This is a genomic window from Luteimonas salinisoli (assembly GCF_013425525.1).
GTDB classification, from domain to species: domain Bacteria; phylum Pseudomonadota; class Gammaproteobacteria; order Xanthomonadales; family Xanthomonadaceae; genus Luteimonas; species Luteimonas salinisoli.
Genome location: NZ_JACCKA010000003.1, coordinates 1 through 25,189, shown reverse-complemented (window position 1 = coordinate 25,189; position 25,189 = coordinate 1). Strand labels below are relative to the sequence as shown.

General features: G+C 72.4%; 21 protein-coding genes and 1 tRNA gene. 7 read left to right on the top strand and 15 right to left on the bottom strand.

Annotated elements, in window-relative coordinates; translation table 11 throughout:
• The 3 genes from H0E84_RS00370 to H0E84_RS00360 form a co-directional block, all read right to left on the bottom strand.
• Positions 1 to 484 (bottom strand): heavy metal-binding domain-containing protein (locus H0E84_RS00370; RefSeq protein ID WP_307774116.1); only part of this gene is annotated, 484 nt, incomplete at its 3' end.
• Positions 481 to 1,764, bottom strand: coding sequence for a TolC family protein (locus H0E84_RS00365; protein WP_180676639.1), 1,284 nt, complete (start codon positions 1,762 to 1,764; stop codon positions 481 to 483). The genes H0E84_RS00370 and H0E84_RS00365, both read right to left, overlap by 4 nt.
• A 76-nt stretch (positions 1,765 to 1,840) precedes the next feature.
• Entirely contained in the window at positions 1,841 to 2,221 is a 381-nt protein-coding gene (locus tag H0E84_RS00360; RefSeq protein ID WP_180676638.1) for a hypothetical protein, read from the bottom strand.
• 162 nt (positions 2,222 to 2,383) lie between these two features.
• On the opposite strand from H0E84_RS00360, the gene H0E84_RS00355 reads away from it, so the two are divergent.
• The 6 genes from H0E84_RS00355 to H0E84_RS00330 all read left to right on the top strand — a co-directional run bounded on the left by H0E84_RS00355 (position 2,384) and on the right by H0E84_RS00330 (position 7,717).
• Positions 2,384 to 2,460, top strand: a tRNA-Arg gene (locus H0E84_RS00355).
• A 130-nt stretch (positions 2,461 to 2,590) separates the two neighbouring features.
• Positions 2,591 to 4,126 (top strand): L-piperidine-6-carboxylate dehydrogenase, encoded by a 1,536-nt coding sequence (gene amaB / locus H0E84_RS00350; protein WP_180676637.1) that lies wholly within the window; start codon positions 2,591 to 2,593, stop codon positions 4,124 to 4,126.
• A 147-nt stretch (positions 4,127 to 4,273) separates the two neighbouring features.
• The gene (locus tag H0E84_RS00345) at positions 4,274 to 4,555 is read left to right on the top strand and encodes a DUF4190 domain-containing protein (protein ID WP_180676636.1); all 282 of its coding nucleotides are present in this window, start codon (positions 4,274 to 4,276) and stop codon (positions 4,553 to 4,555) included.
• Position 4,556: 1 nt separating this feature from the next.
• Positions 4,557 to 5,612, top strand: coding sequence for a quinone-dependent dihydroorotate dehydrogenase (locus tag H0E84_RS00340; RefSeq protein ID WP_180676635.1), 1,056 nt, complete (start codon positions 4,557 to 4,559; stop codon positions 5,610 to 5,612).
• A 7-nt stretch (positions 5,613 to 5,619) separates the two neighbouring features.
• Entirely contained in the window at positions 5,620 to 6,660 is a 1,041-nt protein-coding gene (gene murB, locus H0E84_RS00335; RefSeq protein ID WP_180676634.1) for a UDP-N-acetylmuramate dehydrogenase, read from the top strand.
• A 145-nt stretch (positions 6,661 to 6,805) separates the two neighbouring features.
• Positions 6,806 to 7,717, top strand: a complete 912-nt coding sequence (locus tag H0E84_RS00330) for a DMT family transporter (protein ID WP_257643982.1) — start codon at positions 6,806 to 6,808, stop codon at positions 7,715 to 7,717.
• Positions 7,718 to 7,745: 28 nt separating this feature from the next.
• On the opposite strand, the gene H0E84_RS00325 is transcribed toward H0E84_RS00330, so the two are convergent.
• Entirely contained in the window at positions 7,746 to 10,430 is a 2,685-nt protein-coding gene (locus H0E84_RS00325) for a serine/threonine-protein kinase (protein ID WP_180676633.1), read from the bottom strand.
• A gap of 324 nt (positions 10,431 to 10,754) precedes the next feature.
• Between H0E84_RS00325 and H0E84_RS00320 the strand changes: the two genes are divergently transcribed.
• On the top strand, positions 10,755 to 11,549 hold the full coding sequence (locus H0E84_RS00320) for an AfsR/SARP family transcriptional regulator (protein WP_180676632.1): 795 nt from the start codon (positions 10,755 to 10,757) through the stop codon (positions 11,547 to 11,549).
• Between the two features lie 31 nt (positions 11,550 to 11,580).
• On the opposite strand, the gene H0E84_RS00315 is transcribed toward H0E84_RS00320, so the two are convergent.
• The 11 genes from H0E84_RS00315 to H0E84_RS00265 form a co-directional block, all read right to left on the bottom strand.
• A complete protein-coding gene (locus H0E84_RS00315) occupies positions 11,581 to 12,747 on the bottom strand; it encodes a type II secretion system protein (protein WP_180676631.1) in 1,167 nt (388 codons plus the stop codon).
• Positions 12,744 to 13,823: a hypothetical protein gene (locus H0E84_RS00310; RefSeq protein WP_180676630.1), complete on the bottom strand. Its 1,080-nt coding sequence runs from the start codon at positions 13,821 to 13,823 to the stop codon at positions 12,744 to 12,746. The genes H0E84_RS00315 and H0E84_RS00310 overlap by 4 nt, the downstream gene beginning before the upstream one ends.
• Complete coding sequence (locus H0E84_RS00305) at positions 13,820 to 16,030, bottom strand: hypothetical protein (RefSeq protein ID WP_180676629.1); 2,211 nt, start codon at positions 16,028 to 16,030, stop codon at positions 13,820 to 13,822. The genes H0E84_RS00310 and H0E84_RS00305 overlap by 4 nt, the downstream gene beginning before the upstream one ends.
• A 40-nt stretch (positions 16,031 to 16,070) precedes the next feature.
• A complete protein-coding gene (locus H0E84_RS00300; RefSeq protein WP_180676628.1) occupies positions 16,071 to 16,838 on the bottom strand; it encodes a prepilin-type N-terminal cleavage/methylation domain-containing protein in 768 nt (255 codons plus the stop codon).
• Positions 16,839 to 16,850: 12 nt separating this feature from the next.
• Positions 16,851 to 18,107 (bottom strand): type II secretion system F family protein, encoded by a 1,257-nt coding sequence (locus tag H0E84_RS00295; RefSeq protein WP_180676627.1) that lies wholly within the window; start codon positions 18,105 to 18,107, stop codon positions 16,851 to 16,853.
• Positions 18,104 to 19,810: a GspE/PulE family protein gene (locus H0E84_RS00290; protein WP_180676626.1), complete on the bottom strand. Its 1,707-nt coding sequence runs from the start codon at positions 19,808 to 19,810 to the stop codon at positions 18,104 to 18,106. Before H0E84_RS00290 ends, H0E84_RS00295 begins: the two co-directional genes overlap by 4 nt.
• Positions 19,797 to 21,245 carry an ExeA family protein gene (locus H0E84_RS00285; RefSeq protein ID WP_180676625.1) on the bottom strand — a complete coding sequence of 483 codons (1,449 nt, stop codon included), beginning with the start codon at positions 21,243 to 21,245 and terminating at the stop codon, positions 19,797 to 19,799. The genes H0E84_RS00290 and H0E84_RS00285 overlap by 14 nt, the downstream gene beginning before the upstream one ends.
• Positions 21,242 to 22,216, bottom strand: coding sequence for a tetratricopeptide repeat protein (locus H0E84_RS00280; protein ID WP_180676624.1), 975 nt, complete (start codon positions 22,214 to 22,216; stop codon positions 21,242 to 21,244). The genes H0E84_RS00285 and H0E84_RS00280 overlap by 4 nt, the downstream gene beginning before the upstream one ends.
• Positions 22,213 to 23,901 carry a pilus (MSHA type) biogenesis protein MshL gene (gene mshL / locus H0E84_RS00275; RefSeq protein WP_180676623.1) on the bottom strand — a complete coding sequence of 563 codons (1,689 nt, stop codon included), beginning with the start codon at positions 23,899 to 23,901 and terminating at the stop codon, positions 22,213 to 22,215. Before mshL ends, H0E84_RS00280 begins: the two co-directional genes overlap by 4 nt.
• 62 nt (positions 23,902 to 23,963) lie before the next feature.
• Positions 23,964 to 24,731, bottom strand: a complete 768-nt coding sequence (locus tag H0E84_RS00270) for a prepilin-type N-terminal cleavage/methylation domain-containing protein (protein WP_180676622.1) — start codon at positions 24,729 to 24,731, stop codon at positions 23,964 to 23,966.
• A 7-nt stretch (positions 24,732 to 24,738) separates the two neighbouring features.
• A partial coding sequence (locus H0E84_RS00265) for a hypothetical protein (protein WP_219339520.1) occupies positions 24,739 to 25,189 on the bottom strand: 451 nt, incomplete at its 5' end.

The window sequence follows — 25,189 nt, the reverse complement described above, 5'->3', positions numbered from 1 at the left end:
TGGCGACGGGCTGCCCGGCGCGGACCGTATCGAACGGCGCCTTGACGTGCAGCTGTTGGATCACCGCATCCACCGGCACGCTCACCACGTGCTCGCGACGCAGGTCCCAGGCGATGGTGCCGGGCACCGAGAGCGCGCCCTCCAGGCGGCCGCGACCGACCGCCACGGTGCGGATGCCCAGGGTCCGGCGCAGCTCGGCGGCGACCGCAATCCCCGGCCGGTCGCCCCCGGTGTCGTCGGCATACTTCGGCACCAGCTGCATGTCCATGAAGGGCGACTTGCCGGGCCTGTCGAAACGCTGGTCCGGCGCCATCGGGTCGTACCAATACAGGACCTCGCGATCGGCGGTGGCAGCCGCCGGCGATGAGGTGGAGGCGTGGTCGGCGCCGGTGCGCGGCTGCGCCCACCAGTATCCGAGCATGCCGCCGGCAGTCATCAGCACGGCGGCGGCGGCGGCGAGCGCAAATCGGGTCCGGACGTTCATTGCGATTCCTCCAACAGGAAGGCGAGCGCCGCCCAGGCGCGTCCGAGCCGGTTCAGGTGCCGGGCATGGGCCACGTGCAGATCGAGTTCGTCGCGGCGGGCGTCGAGCCAGGGCTGCAGTCCGGCGCCGGCGCGGTAGGCCGCCAGCGCGGTAGCGCTGCGGTCGTGTGCCAGCGGGATCTGCGCCTGCACGTGCAGGTTCACCACGTGCCGGATGCCTTCCCAGCGTGCGAAATCGGCGCGAATCCGCGCCTCCTGCTCCCGGCGGCGGTCTTCGCGCGTCGCCAGCGCCTCCCGGTAGTCGGCCTCGCGCGCGGCGATACCGCGGTCCTGCCGGTTGCGGGCGAACAGCGGCAGGCCGACGCCGACCTCGAGCATCAGCATGTCGCTGCGCGCCGCGCCGCGGCGACCATAGGACGCCGCCACGCTCCAGTCGGGCCGGCGCTCGGCCCGCGCCGCGTCCACCGTGGCCGCTGCGGTTTCCAGCCGCGCATCGATCGGCTCGAGTGCAGGCAGACGGTCCAGCGCGGCCAGCAGTTGCGCCTCGGAGAACGGCACCACTGTGAAGTCGGGCGCGCCGGCCACCGCGACCGCACCCTCTCCGATCCACCGCTGCAGCCCCGCCTGCGCTTCGATCTGCCCCGCTTCCGCCTCGGCGATCCGATTGTCGAGCTCGAGCACCGCGGCCTCGGCAGCCAACGCATCGACCGCCTGGCCGGCACCGCTGCGCAGCCGTGCGTGCGCCAGCCGCGATGCCAGCTGCGCCTGCTCACGCAGGCCCCGCAGGGCCAGCAACTCGCGCTGGCTCGCCCAGAGGTCGATCCAGGCCTCCGCGGCCGCACGGCGGACCGCGAGTCGCTCGGCCTCGAGCCCGGCCCGGGCTTCATCGATCCTGCGCGCGGCCAGCACGCGCTGCGCGTCGCGCTTGGCGCCGGCCGGGATCGCCTGGCGCAGCCCGATCCGCTGCATGGTCATGGGATCGACCTGCGTCGCGAACGCGTCGCTGCCGGTCACCGGCAGATTGGAGACACCCACCGTCAGGACCGGATCGGGCAACGCGCCGGCGCGGCGCGCCTCCTGCCGCGCGGATTCCAGCGCGGCGCGACGTGCATCGAGGAGGACGGCACGCTCGCTGGCGAGCCGTACCGCCTCTGCAAACGGGAGTTCGCCGGGCGCGGCGAAAGCCTGGGGCAGCGCCGCGAGAAGCGCGACGCACAGCCAAGGCGTCGCTGCGTGGATGGCCACGCGCCGGCGGGTGCCGGCAGGGATCGGGAATGGCATGGTGCCTCCGGAACGACAACGGGGCGGATGCGCGGCGCTGATGCGCCGGCACGGACTCGTGGTGTCGCTTCGGGGACTAGATCAGGAGGGTGCAGTAGCGCAGGCGAGGCGGTGGATCCACGCACGCGAGCGGCACGGCGGCATCCGCGGCCGCATGCGCGACCGGCACCGCCACGTGCAGGTCGTAGGCCAGCGGCGGAATCGCCAGCGGCGGAACCGACAGCTTGGCGGTATCCGCGGTGGTGGCGTGCTCGGGCGCGCAGTGCCTGGCGCAGAGCACCGGGTTGTCCTCGGCCTGCGGCGGGCCCATCTTCGCGCAGTCCGCGGTGACGGCAACCGGCTCCGGCGCTGCAGCCGACATCGTGCAGGCATAGGCGGCCATCGCCAGCTGCTGGAACAATAGGCAGAAGATCGCCAGGGTGGCGATGCGCAAGCGGCGGCGATGACACCGGGTCATGGGCGGCAGTCTAGCGCCATTTCGCCGCTCCCGCGCAGCGGGGACCGACGGCGCTCCGCGATCCGGACCGAGGCCTGGCCGAGGCCGTACCGGCGGCCGCGAGCGAGGCTGCATGCGGCGTTTTGGGGAAACCGCCACGGCCGTGCGAAAATCCCCGGGCTCGGCCCCGTAGCTCAGCTGGATAGAGCGTCCCCCTCCTAAGGGGAAGGTCGCACGTTCGAATCGTGCCGGGGTCGCCAGTACGACCGACAGGATGCGCGGTGGCCCATTGCCACGCCGGCGAACCGGAGTCCACCCCTTCCGCCCGGCTCGACGGGCCCCGCGCGCTCATCCGCAGTCCCAGCCATTCATGTTCCCCAGGAGTCATTGATGCCCCATCCCGTCCTCAGCGCCCTCGACCTCTCCAGCACCGAATCCGGCACCTACCTCGGCAACGGCGAGTGGTCCGGCGACACCTCCGCCGGCGTGCTCCAGCCGGTCAACCCCACCGACGGCGAGGTACTGGCGCAGGTGCGGGCGACCTCCGCCGCCGACTACGAGACCGTGATCGGACGCGCCCAAGAGGCGTTCAAGGTCTGGCGCACCACCCCGGCGCCCCGCCGCGGCGAGGCCGTGCGGCTGTGCGCCGACGCCCTGCGCCGCAACAAGGACGCGCTGGGCTCGCTGGTCGCGCTGGAGATGGGCAAGTCCAAGCCCGAGGGCGACGGCGAGGTGCAGGAGATGATCGACATCGGCGAGTTCGCCGTCGGCCTGTCGCGCCAGCTCTACGGCCTGACCATGCACAGCGAGCGCCCCGGCCACCGCATGTACGAGCAGTGGCACCCGATCGGCCTGGTCGGCATCATCAGCGCATTCAACTTCCCGGTGGCGGTGTGGGCCTGGAACGCGTTCGTCGCCGCGGCGTGCGGCGACATCTGCATCTGGAAGCCGTCGCCGAAGACCCCGCTGTCGGCGATCGCCTCGATGAAGATCTGCAACCAGGCGCTGAAGGAAGGCGGGTTCCCCGACATCTTCTTCCTGATCAACGATGCCGGCACGGACCTGGCGCAGACCTTCGTCGACGACCGCCGCATCCCGCTGATCAGCTTCACCGGTTCGACCAAGGTCGGCCGCCAGGTCGGCGAGCGCGTCGCCAAGCGGATGGGCCGCTCGCTGCTGGAACTTGGCGGCAACAACGCCATCATCGTCGACCAGACCGCCGACCTGAAGCTGGCGATCCCGGCGATCGTGTTCGGCGCGGTCGGCACCTGCGGCCAGCGCTGCACCTCGACCCGGCGCCTGTTCGTGCATGCGTCGATCTACGACAGCGTGGTGGAGAAGCTGGTCGCCGGCTACCGTCAGGTCGAGCAGCGCATCGGCGACCCCACCGACGCGGCCAACCTGATGGGCCCGCTCAACAGCGCCGACGCCGTCCAGGCCTACCTCGACACCATCGAGAAGGCGAAGGCGGCAGGCGGCACCGTCGCTTCCGGCGGACGCGCCCTGGACGACCGCAAGGGCCACTTCGTGCTGCCGACCCTGATCACCGGCCTGGCCAACGACGCCGAGGTGGTGCAGACCGAGACCTTCGCACCGATCCTCTACGTGATGAAGTTCGCGGACCTGGACGAGGCACTGGCGATGCAGAACGACGTGCCGCAGGGCCTGTCCTCGGCGATCTTCACCACCGACCTGCGCGCCTCCGAGCGCTTCCTGTCGGCCTGGGGCTCGGACTGCGGCATCGCCAACGTCAACATCGGCACCTCCGGCGCCGAGATCGGCGGCGCCTTCGGCGGCGAGAAGGAAACCGGCGGCGGCCGCGAGTCCGGCTCCGACGCATGGAAGGCGTACATGCGCCGCCAGACCAATACCATCAACTGGTCGGATGCGATGCCGCTGGCGCAGGGCATCAAGTTCGACCTCTGACCCGCGCGCCGCGACGCGCACGGGCCGCAGGGACGCATGCTGCGGCGAAACGCCGCGGCGACCGGATGCCGGCCGGGCTCATGACCCGGCCGGCCCGGACCGCACCGCACCGCACCGCACAGAAACTACGAGCAGGAGTGCAGGGCCATGAACGTCCCGATCCGTCAGACCAGCCCGCTGGCCATCGTCAGCCTGATCTCCGGCATCCTCGGCATCCTGCCGTTCCCGCTCATCGCCAGCCTTGTGGCCGTGGTCACCGGGCACCTGGCGCGCGGCGAGATCCGCCGCCAGCCGGACCGCTACGACGGCGACGGCCTGGCCCTGGCCGGGCTGATCCTCGGCTACGCGATGATCCTGCTGTCGGTCTTGGCGATCGCCGTGTTCGTGCTGCTGTTCGGCGGCCTGGTCTGGTTGGGGATGCAGGGCTGACATGTATGGCCTGGCCCGCTCGCTGCTGTTCCGCCTGGACGCGGAACGCGCGCACGCGCTGGGGCTGGCCGGGCTCGAGGCCGCCTGGCGTGCCGGCCTGCGGTCGCTGCTCGCCGAGCGCCGCCGCGAGTTCCCGGCCTCGCTGCTGGGCCTCACCTTCCCCAACCCGGTGGGACTGGCGGCGGGGCTGGACAAGAACGGCGCCCATGTCGATGCCCTGTTCGGGCTAGGCTTCGGCTTCGTCGAGGTCGGCACGGTGACCCCGCGGCCGCAGCCGGGAAACCCGAAGCCACGCATGTTCCGCCTGTCCGGCCACCGCGCCATCATCAACCGGCTCGGCTTCAACAACGACGGCGTCGATGCGCTGGTCGCCAACGTCTCCCGCGCCCGCTGCCGCAGCGGGCCGCTGGGCATCAACATCGGCCGCAACCGTGACACCCCGAACGAGTCGGCCGCAGGCGACTATCTCCACTGCATGGAGCGGGTCTACCCGCTCGCCGACTACTTGACGGTCAACATCTCCTCGCCCAATACCGCCGGCCTGCGCGAGTTGCAGGAGGAACAGGCGCTGCGGCGCCTGGTGGGGACCTTGCGCGAGGCCCAGGAGCGGCTGGGCGCGCAGCACGGCAAGCGGGTGCCGATGCTGGTCAAGGTCTCTCCCGATCTCAGCGACGAGGACGTCGAGGCCGCGGCGCGTGTGCTCGCCGACCTGCGGGTGGACGGGGTGATCGCCACCAACACCACGGTCTCGCGCTTGGCGGTGCAGGACCACCCGCTGGCGCGCGAGACCGGCGGGCTGTCCGGCGCGCCGCTGATGGACAAGTCCACCGCGGTGTTGAGGATGCTGCGCACGCGCCTGCCGGCGTCGATCCCGCTCATCGGGGTGGGCGGCGTGATGTCCGGCGCCGAGGCGGTGAAGAAGATGGCCGCGGGTGCCAGCCTGGTGCAGCTGTACACCGGATTCATCTACCGCGGCCCGGCCCTCATCGGCGAATGCGTCGATGCGATCCGCCGGCGCAAGGAAGCGCCGAGCCGCGGCACCCTGCCCCCGGAATGAGCCGCGCATGAGCGAACCCTGGCGGCTGGTCGAGGGCGCGCCGCTGCAGGCGCGCAACACCTTCGGCGTGCCCGCCACCGCCGACCTGATGGTGGAAGTGCGCGATGCGGCGGCGCTGCCGGACCTGTTCGGCAACGCGATGCTGCGCGACGGGCCGGTGCTGGTGCTCGGCAGCGGCAGCAACCTGCTGTTCGCCGGCGATCCGCCCGGTGTGGTGCTGGCGCTCGGCGGCCAGGGCATCGCCATCGTCGAGGACGACGGCGACTGCGCGCTGGTGCGCGCCGAGGCGGGGGTCGACTGGCACGCGCTGGTGCTGTGGACACTCGGCCACGGCCTGGCCGGGTTGGAGAACCTGGCACTGATCCCGGGCACGGTGGGCGCGGCGCCGATCCAGAACATCGGCGCCTACGGCGTCGAGGTGGCGGAGTGCATCGACGTCGTGGAGGCGTTCGAGCGCGGCACGCGCGAGCAGCGGATTCTCGCACGCGACGAATGCGCGTTCGGCTACCGCGACAGCCGCTTCAAGCGAGAGCCCGAGCGCCACGTGGTCACCGCGGTGCGGTTCCGGCTGCAACGCAGGGCGCCGCCGAGGGTGGACTACGCCGGGCTCGCAGAGGAACTCGCCGCGATGGGCGCGGAGGAGCCGCGGCCCTCGCAGGTGGCCGAGGCCGTCTGCCGCCTGCGCCGCCGCAAACTGCCCGATCCGGCGCTGACCGGCAATGCCGGCAGCTTCTTCAAGAACCCGGTGGTCTCGGAAGCGGCGGCGCGGGAGCTGAAGCTGGCCCACCCCGGCCTGCCGGTCTTTCCCGCCGCCAGCGAAGACGAACGCAAGCTCTCCGCCGCCTGGCTGATCGACGCCTGCGGCTGGAAGGGCCGGCGCGAGGGAGATGCCGGCATCTCGGAACGCCATGCGCTGGTGCTGGTCAACCACGGCGCCGCCAGCGGGGCGCAGCTGCTGACGCTGGCGCGGAACGTCGCCGCCTCGGTGCGGGAGCGCTTCGGCGTCGCGCTGGAGCCGGAGCCGCGGATCGTCGGTGCGGCGTGGTGAGCCGCCCCTACGGAAGCAGCCGCGCAATCTCGTGCCGTAGAGCGGAGCTTGCTCCGCTGCCTTTGGCTCCGGAGCCAGGCGCAGCGGAGCAAGCTCCGCTCTACGTGGTCGTTCTTTCGACCGGCCGCTGACCTCACGACCCCGCATGCCGTCCTCCCAACATGGTCGCGCCGCGCTGCTGATGCTGGGCAGCACCCTGCTGTTCGCGCTGATGGTGATCGCGATCCGGCTGGCCTCGGAGAGTCTGCACACCTTCGAGATCGCGTTCTTCCGCAACTTCTTCGGGCTACTCGCCGCGCTGCCGCTGCTGCTGCGCCCCGGACGCGGCCTGGCCTTCCTGAGGACCGCGCAGCTGCCGCGCTACTTCGTGCGCTGCCTGATCGGCATCGCGTCGATGTTCTGCGGCTTCTGGGCGATCGGCAACCTGCCGCTGGCGCAGGCGGTGTCGCTGTCGTACTCGACGCCGATCTTCGTCACCATCGCCGCGGTGCTGTTCCTGCGCGAGCAGGTGCGGGCGCGGCGCTGGACCGCGGTGGGGCTCGGCTTCCTCGGCGTGCTGGTGATCCTGCGTCCCGGCAGCGGCGAGTTCACTCCTGGGATGCTGGTGGCGGTGGCCGCGGCGATGCTCAGCGGACTGGTGGCGATCCAGATCAAGGAGCTCTCGCGCACCGAGCCGGCCGACCGCATCGTCATCTGGACCACGCTGTTCTGGGTACCGATGTCGCTGCTGCCGGCAATGGCGGTATGGGAATGGCCACAGGGGATCGTCTGGCTGTGGGTGGTCGCCGCGGGCATCCTCGGCACCGGCGGGCACATGCTCTGGACCCGCGCGCTGCAGCTGGGCGAGGTCTCGGCGCTGACCCCGATCAGCTTCATGCAGCTGCCGGTGGTGGCGCTGTTCGGCTGGGTGCTGTTCGGGCAGACGGTGGACGGTTGGACGATCGCCGGCGCGGCGATCATCTTCGTCGCCAATGCCTACATCGCCCACCGCGAGGCGCAGCTGTCGCGGCGCGCCTCCACCAGCGCGCCGGTGGAGGCGGCCAAGCCGGGGGAGTGACGATCGCCGACGCGGCCGGTCGGCCCGCTCAGCGCATTTCCGCTTCGATCTTGCGCCGCCGCCCGAGCATGGGCGCGCTCAGCGTTTCCGGGTCCGCGGCGAGCAGCGGGTCGACCAGCTCGCGCTGCAATGCCAGCGCCTCCGTCGTTTCGCCGTTCGCCCGCAGCGCGCGCACGGTCTTCCAGGCGACGGCAATCGTCTCCGTGCTGTCGGCCCCTGCGTGTTCTCGGTGAAGCGCCAGCGCCTCGCGCAGCAGCGTGACGCTACCGGCCGGGTCGCCGAGATCCAGCAGCGCCTCGCCGGCCGCATGCATGCCGAGCCGGAGCTGCGGGTGCCGGTCGCCGAGGACCCGCCGCGCGACCGGCAGGGCCGACTCGAGCAACTGCCACGCCTCCGCCGGGTGCCCGGCCCTGCGGAGGGTGGCGCCGTGGTTGAGGCGCATGAAGACCGTGTCGGGGTGCTCATGCCCGAGGATCCGCTCGCGCGCCTCCAGCACCTGGCGTTCGAGCGGCAACGCCTTCTCGAAATCCTCGATGCGGGCGTGGAAGCTGGCCAGGTTCAACAGGCTGCGCAGGGTCTGCGGATGCTCCGCGCCCAGCACCCGCACCCGCGCGTCGTAGACCGCTTCGGCCTCCACCAGCGCCTCCTCGGTGCGACCCAGGCCGCTGAGCATGTTGGCCAGGTTGCCGCGGGCCACCAGGGTGACCGGATGCTCATTGCCCAGCTGCTTGATGCGGATCTCCGCCAGGGTGCGCTGCAGCCGCTCGGCCGACTCGACGTCGCCCAGCATCGCCCGCAGCGGTGCCAGGGTGGTCATCGCCGACAGCGTGCGCGGGTCCTCGTCGCCGAACCTGCGCCGGTAGTGCTCGAGCGCCGGCTCCATCAACTCCCGGCCCGCGTGCAAGTCGCCGCTGCGCGCCATGGTCATCCCGAGGTTGTTGGTTGCGCGGAGCACTTCCACATCGTCCGCCGGGCGGGTTTCGCGCAATTTCGCCAGCAGCCGTTCCTGTCGCGCGCGGGCCGCCGCGGGATCGCCCTGCGCCAGGTCCAGTTCGGCCATTGCCAGTTCGATGCGGCCGCGCGTTTCGGACTCCCAACCCAGCGCGGCGCTGTCGGCGAGCGCGCTCTCGAGCGCGGCACGCGCCTCGTCGTAGCGCGACAGCTTGATCAGCGCGTCGGCATGCTCGGCGCGCGCGGCGAGTGTCGGTTCCGCCTGCGGGCCGAGGGTGGCCAGGCGATGCGCGATGACCGGCGCGTAGGCCTCCGCGGCGCGCTCATAGAGGCCGAGCGCTGCGTAGACCGCGGCGGTGGCCTCGCGCAGGTCGGCGGCGACGTCCGGCTGGCTGGCGAAGTCGCGCGCGATCGCTTCCTCGGAGGGGGCGAGCACGTTGTCGCCGACCAGCGCGCGGGCGATGTCGGCGGCGCTCAGCTGCGCCAGCACCTGGGCCGCGTCCTCCTCGTCGAGCCGCCCCCCGCGCACCAGCTGGGTCCGCACCATGTCCGCCAGCGACAGGCCCATCGCCTCGATGTCGATGTCCTCGAGCAGCGACTGCTGAAACGACGAGACCGTTTCCAGCTGCTCGGCCCGCTGCTCGGCGAGCAGGCGCTGCTCGCGCGCCTCGAACAGACCGTAGAGCGACAGCCCAAGGCCACCCAGCAGCGCCACCAGCACCATCGCCGCGGCGGCGAGCCCGACGCGGTTGCGCCCGGCGAACTTGCGCCATGCATAGCCGCGCCGGCCGGGCACCGCATGCAGCGGGCGGCCTTCCAGGAAACGGCGCAGTTCCTCGGCCAGCTCCGCCGCCGAGGCGTAGCGCAGGGTCCGGTCCGCGGCCGCCGCCTTCGTCACCACCCAGTCCAGTTCTTCGCGCAGGACCCGCAGCAGGCGCGCGCCGCTGGTGCCGCGCTCCACGGCGGCGCGTGCGACCTCGGCCTTCCCGAGCGCGACCAGCCGCGCCGAAGGGCGCAGCATCGCACCGTCGGCGCCGGCCTGCGGACGGCAGCCGGTCAGCAGCACGTGCAGGAGCACGCCGAGCGAATAGATGTCGCTGCGGGTATCGACCGTGGCCGGGTCCGTCGCCTGCTCCGGGCTCATGTAGGCCGGCGTACCGGCGCGGTCGTCGGAGCCGCTGCCATAGCCGATCGAACCGGGCGACCCCAGCGTGGCGATGCCGAAATCGATGATCTTGGGCAGCGCGCGTCCGTCGATCCCGGCGACCAGCACGTTGGCCGGCTTGATATCGCGATGGATCACGCCCTTCTGGTGCGCGTGCTGCACGCCCTCGCAGATCCGCACGAACAGTTCGATGCGCGCGCGCAGCGGCAACTGCGCCTGGCGACAGTACGCATCCACCGGGGCGCCGTCGATCAGCTCCATCGCCGAGTACGGGTGGCCGTCGGCGGTGCCGGCGTCGTAGATCTGCGCGATCGCCGGGTGGCTCATCTGCGCCAGCAGCTGCCGCTCGACCTCGAAGCGGGCGCGCTGCGCTGCATCGAGCTCGCGGTGCTTCATCAGCTTCAGCGCGACCTGGCGCCGCACCGGTTCTAGCTGCTCGGCCAGGTAGACTTCGCCCATCCCGCCGCGGCCGAGCAGCGACACCAGGCGGTAGTGGCCGATGCGCGCGCCCGGTGCGTAGACGCCGGCCTCGACCTCGGGCCGCGCGGGAAGCGCCAGCGTCTGCTGGGTCTCCCCGACCTTGTCCGACTCCCCCATCGCCCGCGCCCCCCGGTCCCGTCGCGGCACAGATGGTAGCCGATCGCGGTTCTTCCCTCGCGCGGGCGGCGCGTTTACCGTCGTAGGCGGCTTCGCTATGCTTGCCCGTCCGGTCCCGGGCCGGCTCCGCCGGAGCCGATCACGTCATCCGGCCTGCAGCCCCGGCGCATCGCGCAACGATGCACGGGGCCGGGCCGGGCGGGACCCGGCCGCGATCGCGATCTTCTGGGGACCTGCGCTTTCGATGAACGCTGCTGCCGAACCCGCATGGACCTGGGCGCACGCGGCACTGCCGGCGTCGCCGGAGCTGACCGGGCGCCGGCAATGAGCGAGCCGTCGCCCGCGCCCGCGATGCCGCGGCTGCGGCTGCTCGGCATGGGCCGGCTGCTGGATCCGGACGGGCAGGACCTGTCGCTGCAATACCGCAAGGGCTGGGCGCTGCTCGGCTACCTCGCGGTGGAACGCGACCGCCGTCATGCGCGCGAACAGCTCGCCTCGCTGTTCTGGCCCGAGCTCGGCGCAGCGGCGGCGCGCACCAACCTGCGCCAGGTGCTTGCGGACCTGCAGGACGTCTTCCGCCGGCTCGGCCTGGACGGCCTGATCGCGGCCGACCGGGACACCATCGGTCTGTTGCCGGGGCGCCGCTCCCGGGCGCTGTTCGACATCGACCTGCTCGACCCGTTGATCGTCGCCGAGGACGACGCTGTCGAGGCCGTTTCCGGCCAGTCCTGGCACCACGCCGGCCTGCTGCTCGAAGGCGTGCGGATGGACGGCTGCGACGACTTCGAGGACTGGCTGCAGTACACCCGCCAGCACTTCTTCCGCCGCGAGATCCGTCTGATGGAACGGCTGCGCGAGCGCTACCGCGCCGAACGCCGGCACCCCGAGGCGGCCGACATCGCCCACCGTCTGGTCCGCATCGACGGCTGGAACGAGGCCCATCACCGCGCCCTGATGGAGATCTTCGCCGCCGACGGCGCGCGCCATCACGCGCTGCAGGTCTATGCCGAACTCGAGCGCAACCTGCGCCGCAGCCTGGACTGCGAGCCCGATCCGCTGACCCGCGCGCTGCGCGAGGAGATCGCCGGAGCCGCGCGCACGGCCGGCAGCCCGGCCTGAATCCGCACGCATGCACGGCCCGCGCCGCGAACTACGGAACCGCATAGATTCCGGCAGCATCGGCGCTCTTCGCGTTTTCCAGCACCAGCGGCGCGAGCGCCGCCGAATTGGCGATCGGTCCGTCGATGTCGCGGTACAGCTCCCTGGCCTCGTCCAGCGCGATCGCGGAGGTCACCACGAACGCGATCGCCGCCGCCTCGGTCGCCGCAGCAGCCGCGACCGCCGCTGCGGCCAGGCCGACCCGGTAGGAAATCGCGCCGGTGCTGGCCAGGCTCTCGGCCGCCGCGTCGAGCACCCCGGCGGCCGCCGAGACGATCTGCGCGGCGCCGGCCACCGCCGCGGCGTCGGCGGAAATCTGCGCGGCGATCGCCAGCTGCCTGGCGACCTCGAGCTGGCGCTTGTAGTCGCGCAGCGCCTTGAGGTGCACCTCGGCGGCGGCGGCGGCGTTGAAATGCGCGTACGCGGCAGGGGCGAGATTGTCGCCGCAGCGCATCCTGGTCCACAGCTGGTCGTTTCCGGTCGCCAGCACCTGGTCGTGATAGTCGGCGCTGCCCGGCTGCCGGGGCGAGGCGAACGCGGGCGAACTGCCGCGGTGGATCGGGGCGAGGCCCTCGGGCACGGTGGGCGCGGCCAGCGCATAGGCCACGTTCTGGGCGACGACGCCCGGCTGGTCCTCGCGACGGGTGTGCACGAACGTCGGATCGGCCGGCAGGCGCATCGCCTCGCGCAGGGCGTGGCACAGGTCCAGGCCGTTGCGCGTGCCCAGCGGCAGGCCGATGCCCTCATCGCCGGAGACCTGCAGCGGGCGCGGCCGGTCCCTGAGCACCGCCAGGTCGGCGTCGTGCTCCTGATCGGCATCGGCGCGGCGCAGCACCCCGTAGCGGATCCGGCCGGCGCGCTCGTCCGGCAGGCCCAGGGTCGCGTACGGCAGCCAGCCCACGCTCGCCGCGCAGCTCTCGCTGCCGGCGCCGTCGACTGCAGGGCACGGCAAGCGGCCGTTGACCATGGCATACGCCAGAAGCGCGTCGTCGGCGCGCACCATCAGGTCGCGACCGGTGACGTTGCGCTGCTCCACCGCAGCCGCCCCCACCCAGCGCGCCAGCAGGATGCCGACCACGCCGAGGATCACCACCGCCACCGCCAGCTCCACCAGCGAGAAGCCCCGCTGCCGCACGCCCATGCCGCGCCCCCCGCTCATGCGCCCAGCCCCGCGGCGTCCAGTTCGCGCAGCCGCTCGCGCGCCTGCTCCTCCAGCGCCTGCATGCGCTGCAGGTTGGCCTGTGCGGCCAGCTCGTTGGCGCGCGCGGTCTCCACTGCCTCCACCGCGTCCACCTGGTCGGCCACCGCCAGCGCCAGGTTGGCGATCGCGCTGGCGATCTGCGCCACCGCGACGATCTGCTCGGCCACACCGATCGCGATCGCGACGGCGTCCGGCGGCCAGCCGGCGGCGATCTGCAGGATCGAGATCACCTCGCTCACCACGCCGAAGGCGACCTCGAACGAGCCCGAAGCCACCGCGACGTCGGCATTGAGCTTGTTGAGTTCTGCGGTACGGATGTCGAAGGTGCGGAACTCGAGGTAGCGCTCGGCCACCCGACGGATGTCGTAGGCGGCCATCGCCGCACGCGCGCCGCCCTGCACCCGTGCCACCCGGTCCGGGCAGGCCAGCCGCGCAGCCAGTTCGCCGAGGCCCAGCGCTGCCACCGGCGGGCGGCCCGATACCGCGGCCTCCGACCCGGGCAGCGCGAACTGCGGCGTCGCCATGCGCTCGTGGCCGGCGCCGCCGACGTGCGCCAGCGCGAACGCCGCCGGCATTCCCAGCCCCGCCATCGGTGCCGACGCCGACTGCTCCGCGGCCAGGCTGGCGCAGAAGTCGAGCCCGTTGACCGGCACCGGCACCGGCGTGGTCGACGGCGGATGCTCGGGCTGGAAGCGGTTGCCGGGCGACGCCGCCGCCAGCGGCTGCGGCACCCGGTAGTGGATGCGCCGACCGGCGGCCAGGCCCAGGGCGCGGGTCGGCAGCCAGCCGACCATCGCGCCGGGATCCTCCCCCCCGTCGCCATCGGCGTCCGCATTGGGCAGGCGCAGATGGGCGCGGGCATGGCCCACCAGGGCCTCCTCGGCCTGCAGCAGCTCGCGCTGCATCGCATCGGCCGCGCTGACCTGGCGCCCCAGCGGCAACACCTGCACCAGCGCCACCGACAGCAGCGCCATCACCAGCAGCACCACCGCCAGCTCCACCAGCGACCAGCCACGTTGGCGAAGCGCGCTCACGGCGCGTCCTCCGGCGCCACCGGCCCGACCGCGCCGCGCCAGTCGACGGCCCGCAGGATGTCCTCCGCCTTCTTCCAGCGGTCGACGCCCGGCACCGGCGTGCCCGGCGGCGCCCCGGCGATCGCGCGCAGGTCGATGCACTGCTGCGCGGCGGTATCGAAGCGCTCCTGCAGCTCGGCCAGCTCCTCGCGTTTCTGCTCCAGCGCCGCGTTCTGCGCCACGTACTGGCGGGCATGCCAGCCGTACGGCCGTCGCGGGTCCCAGTCGGGCTGGTCGAGGATGTACAGCACCCGGCAGTAGGAGGGATAGCTCCCGAGGTCGGGGGCGTCGAGGAGCGGGCACGGCTGCATGTTGTAGCGCACCACGTGCACCGCGTGCAGGTCGTCGAGGCGCTGGCGCTGCTGGTCGCGATCGGCCCGCGCCTGGTCGCGCGCAGCGACCGCGTCCTGCCACTCCTGGTGCATGGTGGCGATGCACTTCACCGCGGGGTTGCCGCACTCGCGAAGGTCGGCGAGCCCCTTCCGGAACGAGTCGCAGCGGTACTGGTCCACGGTCGACTGGATGTCGTCGCAGGCCTGCGGGATCAACACCGTCTCCAGGTGCACGGCGCTGGCGACCGCGTCGTCGTGCACACGCTTGGCAGCCTCGGCCGTCTCCACCCCCTGGTCGTAGACCAGGCGCAGGTCCTCGTAGCCGCGGATCGCCTGCAGGTTCTCCTGCAGGCGGGTGTTGAGCAGGGCGTATGCGCCGGCGTGGTCCGGGTCCGAGGGGTCGACGCCGTGGCGGCCGTACTCGATCTTCGAGGACGGGTTGGTGCTCCAGTCGTCCAGCACCCCCTGGTGGATCGCGACGCGCGTTTCCAGCACCCCCACCTCCGCCTGCACCGGGACCAGCTGCTGTTCGAGCCCGTCCTGCCAGACGAATTGCCCGGGCACCGGCTGGTTGTTGCCGTCCAGCACCGGAACCATGCCGCCGTGCGCCGAGGTGCAGACGGCATCGGCGAGCTCGCCGTAGTCGGCCTCGCTGCCGCCGCCGGTCGTTCCGTGGGCCATCTGGTAGGCGATGCTGGTCGCGGCCAGCGCCCCGCTGGTCACCGCCAGGGCCGCGGCGTTGGCCCCGATCGCCGCGCCCGAGGTCGCCACCGCCGCCACGGCCAGTCCTACGGCGGTGCTGTAGACCGGGATCAACGCGCACTGCGCCCAGGGCGGCAGGGCGCAGGCCGCAGTGGCCGCGGCGAGCTGGGCCGAGGCGGTGGCGAGCGTGCTGATCGAGTTGCTGAGGTTGGCGCTGGCCAGTGCCACCGCGGACACCGCAAAGACCTCGTTGATGATCGCGAATGCCAGCGAGACCTCGGCGTTGGCGCGGTTGAACTCCTGGAACTCCTCCACCGTCTCGGCCACGGTGACCGAACCCGACAGCAGGTCGACCGACGCCAGTGCGACGCTGTCCGGCGCGTCCGGACGGGCGAAGCGGCAACCGAGGGCGTGGCCGAGCTCGCGCAGGTCGCGTACCCGCACGCGGTCGTCGTAGTCGGCGTCGCCCCGGCGCCAGGGTGCCTCCATCACCACCGAATCGGAGGCGTTGCGGTCGTCGAGGCGGCCGGCTGCGCCGGCATCCGGTCCGGCCGCCGCGATGCCGTAGGCGACGTTCGCCGGGACGCCGGCGCGGTCGAGTACATGCGCGACCGACGCGTCGGTGCCGATGCCCTGGGCGTCGGCGAGCATCTGGCAGAAGTCGAGCCCGTTGATGGCGTCGAAGTCGCGGGCATCGCCGGCCAGGTCCACCGGGTTGTAGCGGTTCTGCGCCACCGCGAGGTCCGGTGCGGCGCCACTGCCGCGATAGGCCATGTAGCGCATCGGGCCGATGCCGCGGCCGTTGCCCGAGGCGCCGACCAGCGAGCGCAGCGGCAGCCAGCCCTTGGCATTGCCGCTGGCGCAGTTCTCGTCCCCGTGGAGCTCGTCGGCCGGGCACGGCAGACGCGCGTGGGCCGCGGCGAACGCCATCACCGCCTCGTCGGCCCAGGCCAGGGCCTGCTCCTGGCTGGTGGCCTGGCGCGACGGCTTCGGCGCATGCAGCAGCACCGCAGCCGCCGCCAGTGCCGCGCCCACCGCCAGCACCACCAGCAGCGCCTGCAGCAGGCCGACCCCGCGCTGGCGCCGCGGGCCGGCGGGCGCACGTCCGGCCGGGATCAATGCATGCGCTGCCATCCATCCTCCCCCTTGCTGGGCGGCACGTCGCCGCAGGCGTTCACTGGGTCATCCTCAAGTAGCCTTCGAGGGTGACGATCTGGCCGCCGAAATCCGGGTCGTCGTCCGGATCGTCGCTGTCGTAGGTGAGGGTCTCATCGCTGCTCCAGGTCCGCTCCGCCGGGTCCGCCGGCGTGCTGGTGGCGTTGTGGCGGCCGCGCTCGCGCAGCCGCCCGAACAGCGCGTCGACGGCGCCGTCGACGCGGTTGTCGAGGAAGGTCGCCAGTTCGGGAGTGAGGCCGGACAGGTACATGGCGTTGCGCGGCCTTTGCACGTGGCTGCCGGGACTCGTCGGCGACGGCTCCGACCAGTCGTCGACCGCGACGAAACAGATCTGCAGCTCCTGCGGGTTGCCGCCGCTGTCGCGGTAGACGTAGCGGGTCTCCAGGCCCTCGCCGCGACCCTGCGGCAGCGCGACCCCGCGCTCGAGCATCGCCAGACGCAACTCGTCGCCGCACAGCGCCTGCACCGGGAAGTCGCCGGGGATGGGGCCGGTGCCGAGCACCCTGCCCTGCGGATCGGACAGGCTGTCGCCTGGCACCGCGCCGACCTGCGCCACGTAGCGCTCGTAGGCCAGCAGCCAGCCCTGCACGAACTCGCTGGAGATGCGCTCGGCCACCGCGCCGCGGTAGACGTCGCGGCCGACGCTGACCGCACCGATGATCAGCGCGATCACCACCAGCACCACCGACAACTCCACCAGGGTGAAGCCGGTCGCCGGGGGCGAAGGCCGGGCGGCGCGCCGATGCGATCGATCTTGGCTCTGCATGGGTGCTCCTCCTCAGAACTGCGGCGACGACATCGCCTGCTGCACCAGGTCGTAGACCGGAAGCAGCAGCGCCACGATCAGCAGCACGAACATGCCGCCGGCCAGCATCACCACCACCGGCTTGATGATTTCCGACAGGTTGGCGATCAGCCGTTGCAGCCGCAGGCTGTACTCCTCCGACAGGCGCAGGAACTGCGAGTCGAGGGTGCCGGTTTCCTCGCCCACGCCGATCATCCGCACCATCATTGGCGGGAAGCCGCCGACCTGGCGCATCGCCGAGGACACCCGGTCGCCGCGCTCGAGCACCTGGCGGATGGCGATGATGCGGTCGCGGTAGTACTCGTCGCGCATCGCCCGCTCCATCACCTGCAGGCTCGACACCATGTCGACGCCGGCGCGCACCAGCAGCGCCATGTGCTCGGTGAAGAACGCCAGGCCCGACGAGAACATGATCGTCTTGGAGATCGGCAGCCGATGCAGCAGGTGGTGCACGGCGCGGCGGAAGCTGCGGCTGTAGCGCCAGGTCACCCACAGCAGGAACGTCGCCACCACCATCCCGACGAGGATGTAGCCCACGTTGCCGATCAGCCATTCCGACAGCGCCATCACCGCGATGGTCAGCGGCGGCAGCTTGGCGTTCATCTGCTTGAAGAGTTCCGCCAGGTTCGGGATCACGTAGTAGATCCAGAACCCGCCGGCGGCGAAGATGGCCGAGAACACGAACGCCGGATAGATCAGCGCCTGGCGGGTGTCGGCGGTCATCCGGGTGATGCGCTCGATGTGGTCGGCCGCCTCCATCAGCATCGAGTCCATGGTGCCGGTCTCGTCGCCGATCATGATCAGGTTGCGCACGGTCTCCGGAAACGCGTCCGGGAAGCGCGCGAAGGCGTCGCTCAGGGTGGCACCGGCGTCCAGCTCCTCGAGCAGGCGGCGCGCCAGGCGCGCGGCGTTGGAAGTGCGCCCGGTGCCGACCTCGTTGGCCACCGCGCGCAGCGCCTCCATCACCGGAATGCCGCTGCTGGTCATCACCGCCAGGTCGCGCAGCATCCCCGACAGCTCCGCCGGGCGGATGCTCGGCCGCACCAGGTGCGAGAGCGTGCGCTGCACCTCCGCCAGGAAACCCGGCAGCCGGTACAGCTTCAGCACCACCGCGTCGAAGTTCTTCTCCAGCCACACCCGCGCCGAGCTGTCGTGCTCGACCGAGAGCTGGGCGATGCCGGCCTTGACCCGTCCGGTCGAAAGCAGCAGGCGGTAGTAGTAGACGTTCATGCGGCCGGCCCGATGCCCGCCACGCGCTGGATCTCCTCGCAGGTGGTCTGGCCGGCGATCACTCGGCGCCTGGCGACCTCCTCGATGCCGCGGAAGCCGGAGGCGTGGGCGAGCGCGCGGATCCCCTCGCGGCCGACGTCGTCGGCGATGCCGTTGGCAAGCGCCTCGTCCAGCAGCAGCACGTCGTAGACCGGCAGCCGCCCGTAGTAGCCGCTGCCGCGGCAACGCTCGCAGCCGGGCGCGCGCTTGCCGCTGCTGCCCGGCGGCAGCCCCAGCCACTCCAGCTCGGCTTCGGTGAACGGCGCGGCGGCGGTGCAGAACGGGCAGTTCTGCCGGACCAGGCGCTGGTTCACCACCGCCAGCAGATTATCGGCGATCACCTGGGCTTCCAGCCCGAGCGGGCGCAGCCGCGGCACCACGCCGAACACGCTGGTCACGTGCAGCGTGGAGAGCACCAGGTGGCCGGTAGCGGCGGCTTCGATGCCGGCCTGGGCGGTCTCCGCGTCGCGCATTTCGCCGAGCAGGATCACGTCCGGATCGTGGCGCAGGAAGTGGCGCAGCGCGGTGCCGAACTCGTAGCCGGCGCGGCGGTTCACTTCGGTTTGCGCCGCGCCAGGCACGCCGTACTCGATCGGATCCTCGACGGTGAGCACGTTGCGCTCGATCAGCGACTGCATCCGCAGCGCCGCGTGCAGGGTCGAGCTCTTGCCCGAGCCGGTCGGCCCGGTTATCAGCACCAGCCCGGCGGGCTTGGCGAACAGCCGCTCCAGCACCGCCACGTCCTCGTCGAAGAAGCCCAGCTCGCGCAGCCCGACCATCTCGCTGTGTTCGGGCAGCAGGCGCATCACCATGCGCTCGCCGACGTCGGTGATCAGGGTCGATACTCGCACCATCAGCGACGAGTCCAGCACCACGGTGCGGAAGCTGCCGTCCTGGGGGCGGCGCTGCTCGGAGATGTCCATCTCCGCGGCCAGCTTGACGAAACCGAGCAGGCGCGACAGCGACGACGGCATCGCGAACATCGGCCGCAGCACGCCGTCGACGCGGAACAGCACGTGCAGACTTCCCGCGGCCGGGGCGATGTGGATGTCGGTGGTGCGCTCGCGCACCGCGTAGTGCAGCAGGTAATCGAGCAGCTTCTCGGGGCTGTAGGCGTGGTCGGTGTCGGTGCCGAGGCGGCGGATCTCGCGCTCGAGCAGGGTCTCGACGGGATTCTGCGCGAAGTAGTAGGTGTGGCGGATCAGCCGCGCGACCTTGCCGTATTCGCCCTGCAGGAACCGGCAGCGCAGGCCGCAGCGCTGCAGCACCAGTTGCGCCACGGTGGCGGTGTCGGCGTCTCCCAGCAGCACCTCGAGGGTGTCCTCGATGCGGCGCAGCGGCAGGAACTGCCGCAACAGGCAGAGCTCGCGGTTGAACAGCGCCAGCACCTGCGGCTCCGGATCCGCCAGGGTCTCGACCTGGACGAAGTCGATGCCCTGCAGCTCCGCCTGGGTGCTGACGATGTCGGACTCGTTGGCCAGGCCGTGCTTGATCAGCAGGCGACCGAAGCTCTGCTGCTCGACCTGGTTCTTCTGACGGGCGTAGAGCAGCTGCGCGCCATCGAGCAGGCCGCGCTCGTTGAGCAGCTCGCCCAGCCGCGCGTTTTCCTTCGGCGAAGGTGCCGGGGCCTGACGGAGCGGGTTGCGGGGATCAACTGTCGCCATGGTGGTCCTGTGTGGCCGGGCCCGCCGCCGCCTGGGCGGCGGCGAGCGTGTCGAGGAACAGCAGCGTGGCGGCGTCCGGCAGGCCGGTCGCCTCCAGCCCGTTGCGCGCTTGGAAGGCGCCGATCGCGGCACGCAGCCGCGGGCCGTAGAGGCCGTCGATCGCGGCCGGATACAGCCCCTCGGCGGCCAGCGCGCCCTGCACCCGGCGCACGTTGCGCGCCGAATCCGGGCCCATGAAGAAACGTTCCGGCAGCAGCTCGCCGCGCCAGGCGATCCGCCAGGTCGCCCCTTCCCGGGCCACGCAAGTCTCGGCGCGACCGGCCAGGCGCGCGGCCCAGGCGGCCTCCACCCGGGCCAGTTGCACGCCGCCGCTTGCGGACGCCGTCAGCGTGTCGACGCAAGCGTCCCAGCGCCGATCGCCCGCGGCGGCAAGCGCCGCCGGAACGGCCGGCGACGCGGATGCCAACGCTGTGGTGGACGCGATCGGCCCGTTGGCGACGCCGGCAGGCACGGCCGCGTGGAACGCCGCCGCCGCGGCGATCGCCGCCACCGCGGCGGCGCCCAGTGCCGCGCTGGCCAGCAGGCGTGGCCGCCACGTCCGGACCGGGCGGACGCGTGCCCCCGATTCGGCGGCAGCGGCGCGCACCAGCGCGGCATCGATGGTGCCGCCGCCGGCGGCCACCAGGCCGTACAGGCAGCGGTCGAGGATCAGGTGGATGCGCCGCGGATTGCCGCGGCTGGCGCGCAGCAGCGCGCGCAGCCCCGGTGCGGACAGCTGGATGCGCCCGGCGGCGCCGGCCATCGCCAGCCGGAAGCCGACGTAGTCGCGCACCTGGCCGGCATCCATCGCCGGCAGCCGCACGTGCTTGACGATGCGCGTGGTCAGCTGGCGGATCGCGGGCGCGGCGAGACTGGCGCACAGCTCGGGCTGCCCGGCGAGCACGATCTGCAGCAGCTTCTCCTGCCCGGTCTCCAGATTGGTGAGCAGCCGCAGCAGCTCCAGACTGTCGAGCGACAGATTCTGGGCATCGTCGATCACCAGCACGCACAGCCGGCCCCGGGCGCGGCGCTCGAGCAGGAAGGCGTTGAGCCGGTCGAGGCCAGCGGCCATGCCGGCGCCGGCCGTCAGGCCGAAATCGCCCAGGATCGCGGCCAGCAGTTCCTCGCCCTGCAGGAAGGTGTTGAGCACCATCGCCGCGTCGGTACCCTCCTCCTCCAGCAGTGCCAGCAGACGCCGCAGGAAGGTGGTCTTGCCCAGGCCGACTTCGCCGGTGAGCAGCACGATGCCGCCGCGCGTGCGCAGGCAGTGCGCCGTCTCGGCCAGTTCCCGCTCCAGCAGCGGCGTGTGGAAATAGGCCGAGGCGTCCGGCGTCGGCGGAAACGGAACCCGGGTCAGTCCGAGCCGCTGCAGGCAGGCGCCGAGGGCGGTGTTCATCGCGCCATCGCCTCCAGTTCGGCCATGGCGCCGCGGACCTGCGCCGAGCCGGGGTGGCGGCCGGACAGGCGCGTGAGGCGGCCGCGCGCGCTGTCGATCTCGCCGCGCCCGGCCTCGAAGCGTGCGACGTTGACGGCGGCGTTGGCGTCGTCGGGCACCCGCTGGAGGATGCGTCGGTAGCCGAGCTCGGCCTCGTCCGCATCGCCGCGGACGGAGGCGACCCAGGCGCGCATCCGCAGCAGGGTCAGGCTGTCCTCGTGCAGCAGTCCCGACAGCGCGTCCAGGTGCAGCTCCGCCGCGGCGACGTCGCCGGCGGCCACCGCCCGTTCGATCGCCGCCACCGTCGGTCGCACCGACGCGGCATCGGCCGGCGGGGCGCCGGCGGTCGCGCGGCCCCCCCGGGTCACCTCGATGCTGATGCGCCCCGGCGGCCGCTCGGCCGGCATCGGCGCCGCGGCCGATGACAACACGGGCCCAGCCGGCTCGGCGGCAGTCATGGGCGGCGCCGCGGGCAGCACCGACGAGTGCTGGCCCGGCGCCGCTGCGTGGATCTCCGCCCGCCCGTCGTCCGCGCCGGCGGCGACCGGTACCGCCACCTGCACCGCGGCCGCCTCGGGCGTCCTTGGCGCAACGATCTCCCGCACCGCCGCCGCCCCGGTGCTGGAAACCGGCGCGGCGGCGCGGGTGAGATCGACCAGCGCCAAACCATCCGCTTCCGCGGTCCACGACGCGGAGCCCGCTGCATCGTCGACCTGGGCCATGTCGCCCGCAACCACGGGATCGGCCGCACCCGCCTCCCCGGCGCCCGCGAGCAGGTAGCCCGCAAGCGCCACGGCCGGCAGCGCGGCGGCCACGGACAGCGCCCAGGCGCGCCGCGGGCGTCGCGACGCGACCGGGGTCGGCGCGGACGCCGCCATGGCGCCGCCGGCGGCGGCCTCGACGTGCCGCAAGGCGTCGAACACCAGGCTCATATCACCGAGACCTTCAGCACAAGCACCAGCTCGCGGGTGTTGTGGCTCCTGCCGCGCGATCCGAACAGTCGCCCCAGACCGGGCACATCGGACAGTCCCGGGATGCCGCGGTCGGTGGTCGACGAGGACTGGTCGATCAGCCCCCCGAGCATCACCGTGTCGCCGTCGCGCAGGTTGAGCGTGGTGGTCATGCCCTTGACGTTGATCACCGGCAGGGTCACCGCGTTGCCGTTGGGGAACTCGCGCAGCTCCAGGCTGCCCGGCTCCACCTCGGTCTGCATCGGGTGCACCAGCAGCTCGACGGTGCCGTTGTCCATCACCAGCGGCGCCACGCCGATCACCACGCCGGAGAACAGCGAGTCGGTCTGGATGTCCGACGAGGTGTTGGATCCGGCCCCGGTATTGGAGAAATTCGTGGTCGACTTGGTGACGTAGCGGATGTTGGAGCCGACGCTGAGATAGGCCGGGCTGCCGCTGCGCACCCGAACGCTCGGGTTGGAGACCACCTTGACGTTGCCGAAGCTGCGCAGCACGTTGAGCGCGGCGGCGAAGGTGTTGCCGACATAGGCCAGCCCGATCGCCCGGCCGGTGGCGTTGCCCAGCGTCTGCGCCGGGAACACGATCGTGCGCGGGTCCAGGGTGCCGTGCACGTCGGGCGCGGGATAGTCGCGCTGGAATGAGGGGATCGTCGCCGGAGTGTCGCCGTAGATGCCGGCCACGCGCTCGCGCAGCAGGGTCCAGTCGACGCCGAACTGGGAACCGTCGTTGAGCGACACGTCGAGGATCTGCGCCTCCACCAGCACCTGGCGGCGCATCATCCGCTTGGTGTGGTCGAGCAGGTTCTCGACCGAACGCACCTGCGAAGGCCGCGCACGCACGAACAGCGTGCCGGTCATCGGATCGAGGCTGAAACGCGCCGCTTCCGGCGCCGTCTCCGGATCGACCCGCCCTGCGCTCGCCTGGTTCTCTCCCAGGATCGCCTCGAGCGCGACGGTCAGCTGCGCGAACGGATCGTTGTCGCGGCCGACGGTACCGTCCAGGGTGAGGGTGCCGCGCAGCGACTGGCCGCCCCCGCCCCCGCCGCTCTGCAGTCCGGCGCCGAACACGTCGCCGCCCGTGGACAGATCGATCGAGGTATTGGCGTTGAGCATCTCGACGTTGAACACGCGCTCCTGCATCTCGCCCACCACCAGCGCGCCGCCGCGCAGTTCGCCGTGCAGGTCGAAGGCCTCGAGGATGTGGTTGTAGACCTCGCGCGCGGTGACGTCGCGCAGCTGCAGGGTGGCGCGCTGGCGGCGCTGCAGCACCCGCGGGTCGACGATCAGGTTCATGCCCAGTTCGTCGGCCAGCGCCCACAGCAGCTGGCCGACGTCGGCGTCGTGCATGCTGATGCTGACCACGCTGTCCTCGAGCGGATCGTAGACCGGCGCCACCGGCTCGGGCTGCGGCGGTGGCGGGCCGAAGCGCTCCATCTCGCGGCGCAGCGCATCCTGGCGCTCCGAGAGCTTCGCGGACTCCTCGACGATCGCCTGCGCGGTGCGCTCGAGCGCGACGTGATCCGTCGGCGGCATGTCCATGGTGCTGCGCGGCGCGCCGTGGGTGCATGCGCCGAGCAGCAGCGTGCAGACCGTGGCGGCGAGCGCGCTGCGGCGCGGCAGGCGGTGGTGCTGGCGGTTGGGCGTCATTTCGATACAGCCTCGGAAGGAATGGGACTTGGCTTGCGGTGCGGCGGCGGAAGGGACGCGTGTCACCTGCTCCTGGCGGCGATCCAGCCGAGCAGCGCGGCGCCGCTCTCCGCCGCGACCAGATCGTCGGAGACGCGGTCCGGCGGTCGCGACGGCGGCGCCGCGCACTTGCCGGCGCCGGCGGCCATGGCCGCGTTCATGCCGTCGAAGTTCGGGTTCGGCCCGGGCTGGCCGTCCCGGTCCGACAGCGGCACGACCAGCAGGAACGCCGGATTGGCGACGGCGCCGCCGCAGGCGGTCGAGCCATCCGGCGCGTGCTGCAGCGGATGGTGCGGGTTCTGCGGCGACGGCGCGGCCGCGACGAGCGCGGTCAGCGCCGCGACGAAGCTGTGCCCGCCATCGATGTCGTGACCGTCGGTGGAGGCCGACAGCGGCGGCGCGACCAGGTCGGCACCGCCGCCGACACCACGGTGCACCGCGTAGCGCATGCGCGCTCCGGGCGCCGGCAGCGCCAGGCCGAGGGTTTCGTAGGGCAGCCAGCCCACGTCCAAGCCGGCGGCGCAAGGCGAAGCCTCGCGTCCGCTGGCGCCGCTGGCATCGACGCCGGGACAGGGCAGACGCTTCTCGCGGAGCGCGAAGGCGCGCAGCGCCTGGCGTGCGGCCTCGGCGTCGGCCCGCGCGCGGTCGTACTGGCGCAGGTCGTGGATGTTCGAGAACGCCGAAGTCATGCCCAGGGCCAGCAAACCGAGCACGCCAAGCACGACGGCGAGTTCGACGAGGGTGAATCCGCATGGCCGGCGATGGGCAGGCGGCGGCCGGCGCGCATGCATGGCGGCCTCACTCCGCACCGCTGCCGGTTGCCGGCGCGTCGACGCCGACGTCGTAGCGCAGCTGTCCCTGGAGCTGGTTCAGCTCATCCACCTTGGCGCGCATCGCCGCGGTGCGCGCCGCGCCCGCTGGCTGCAGCGACAGCGCCTGCACTTCCTGGGTGATCCGCTGCATCCGCAGCGCGACCTCGAGATTGCCGCGCAGCGCATCCAGATTGACGCCGGCGGCTGCGCCGTCTCCGGCCTGCAGCTCGTCGAGCCGGGCGATGGAGGCGCGGATCCCGGCCTCGTTCGCCTGGCTGCGGGCCTGCAGGTCGGCCAGGGCGCGGCGCGACTGGTCCGCTGCCTCGGCGGCCTGCGCCTTGGCCTGTTCCAGCGTGGCTGGCGCCGCGTCCGCGCCGCCGCCGAGCCATGGCGGCGGCGCCTCGTAGGCGGGTGCCGCCGCCGGAGCCGGCGACCGG

Bases quoted from the DNA above. Each gene is read 5' to 3' on its own strand.
- H0E84_RS00290 (WP_180676626.1), bottom strand. From the start codon at position 19,810: ATGGCGACAGTTGATCCCCGCAACCCGCTCCGTCAGGCCCCGGCACCT.
- H0E84_RS00365 (WP_180676639.1), bottom strand. From the start codon at position 1,764: ATGCCATTCCCGATCCCTGCCGGCACCCGCCGGCGCGTGGCCATCCAC.
- H0E84_RS00345 (WP_180676636.1), top strand. From the start codon at position 4,274: ATGAACGTCCCGATCCGTCAGACCAGCCCGCTGGCCATCGTCAGCCTG.
- amaB (WP_180676637.1), top strand. From the start codon at position 2,591: ATGCCCCATCCCGTCCTCAGCGCCCTCGACCTCTCCAGCACCGAATCC.
- murB (WP_180676634.1), top strand. From the start codon at position 5,620: ATGAGCGAACCCTGGCGGCTGGTCGAGGGCGCGCCGCTGCAGGCGCGC.
- mshL (WP_180676623.1), bottom strand. From the start codon at position 23,901: ATGACGCCCAACCGCCAGCACCACCGCCTGCCGCGCCGCAGCGCGCTC.
- H0E84_RS00300 (WP_180676628.1), bottom strand. From the start codon at position 16,838: ATGCAGAGCCAAGATCGATCGCATCGGCGCGCCGCCCGGCCTTCGCCC.
- H0E84_RS00285 (WP_180676625.1), bottom strand. From the start codon at position 21,245: ATGAACACCGCCCTCGGCGCCTGCCTGCAGCGGCTCGGACTGACCCGG.
- H0E84_RS00295 (WP_180676627.1), bottom strand. From the start codon at position 18,107: ATGAACGTCTACTACTACCGCCTGCTGCTTTCGACCGGACGGGTCAAG.
- H0E84_RS00325 (WP_180676633.1), bottom strand. From the start codon at position 10,430: ATGGGGGAGTCGGACAAGGTCGGGGAGACCCAGCAGACGCTGGCGCTT.
- H0E84_RS00340 (WP_180676635.1), top strand. From the start codon at position 4,557: ATGTATGGCCTGGCCCGCTCGCTGCTGTTCCGCCTGGACGCGGAACGC.
- H0E84_RS00360 (WP_180676638.1), bottom strand. From the start codon at position 2,221: ATGACCCGGTGTCATCGCCGCCGCTTGCGCATCGCCACCCTGGCGATC.
- H0E84_RS00305 (WP_180676629.1), bottom strand. From the start codon at position 16,030: ATGGCAGCGCATGCATTGATCCCGGCCGGACGTGCGCCCGCCGGCCCG.
- H0E84_RS00330 (WP_257643982.1), top strand. From the start codon at position 6,806: ATGCCGTCCTCCCAACATGGTCGCGCCGCGCTGCTGATGCTGGGCAGC.
- H0E84_RS00280 (WP_180676624.1), bottom strand. From the start codon at position 22,216: ATGAGCCTGGTGTTCGACGCCTTGCGGCACGTCGAGGCCGCCGCCGGC.
- H0E84_RS00315 (WP_180676631.1), bottom strand. From the start codon at position 12,747: ATGAGCGGGGGGCGCGGCATGGGCGTGCGGCAGCGGGGCTTCTCGCTG.
- H0E84_RS00270 (WP_180676622.1), bottom strand. From the start codon at position 24,731: ATGCATGCGCGCCGGCCGCCGCCTGCCCATCGCCGGCCATGCGGATTC.
- H0E84_RS00320 (WP_180676632.1), top strand. From the start codon at position 10,755: ATGAGCGAGCCGTCGCCCGCGCCCGCGATGCCGCGGCTGCGGCTGCTC.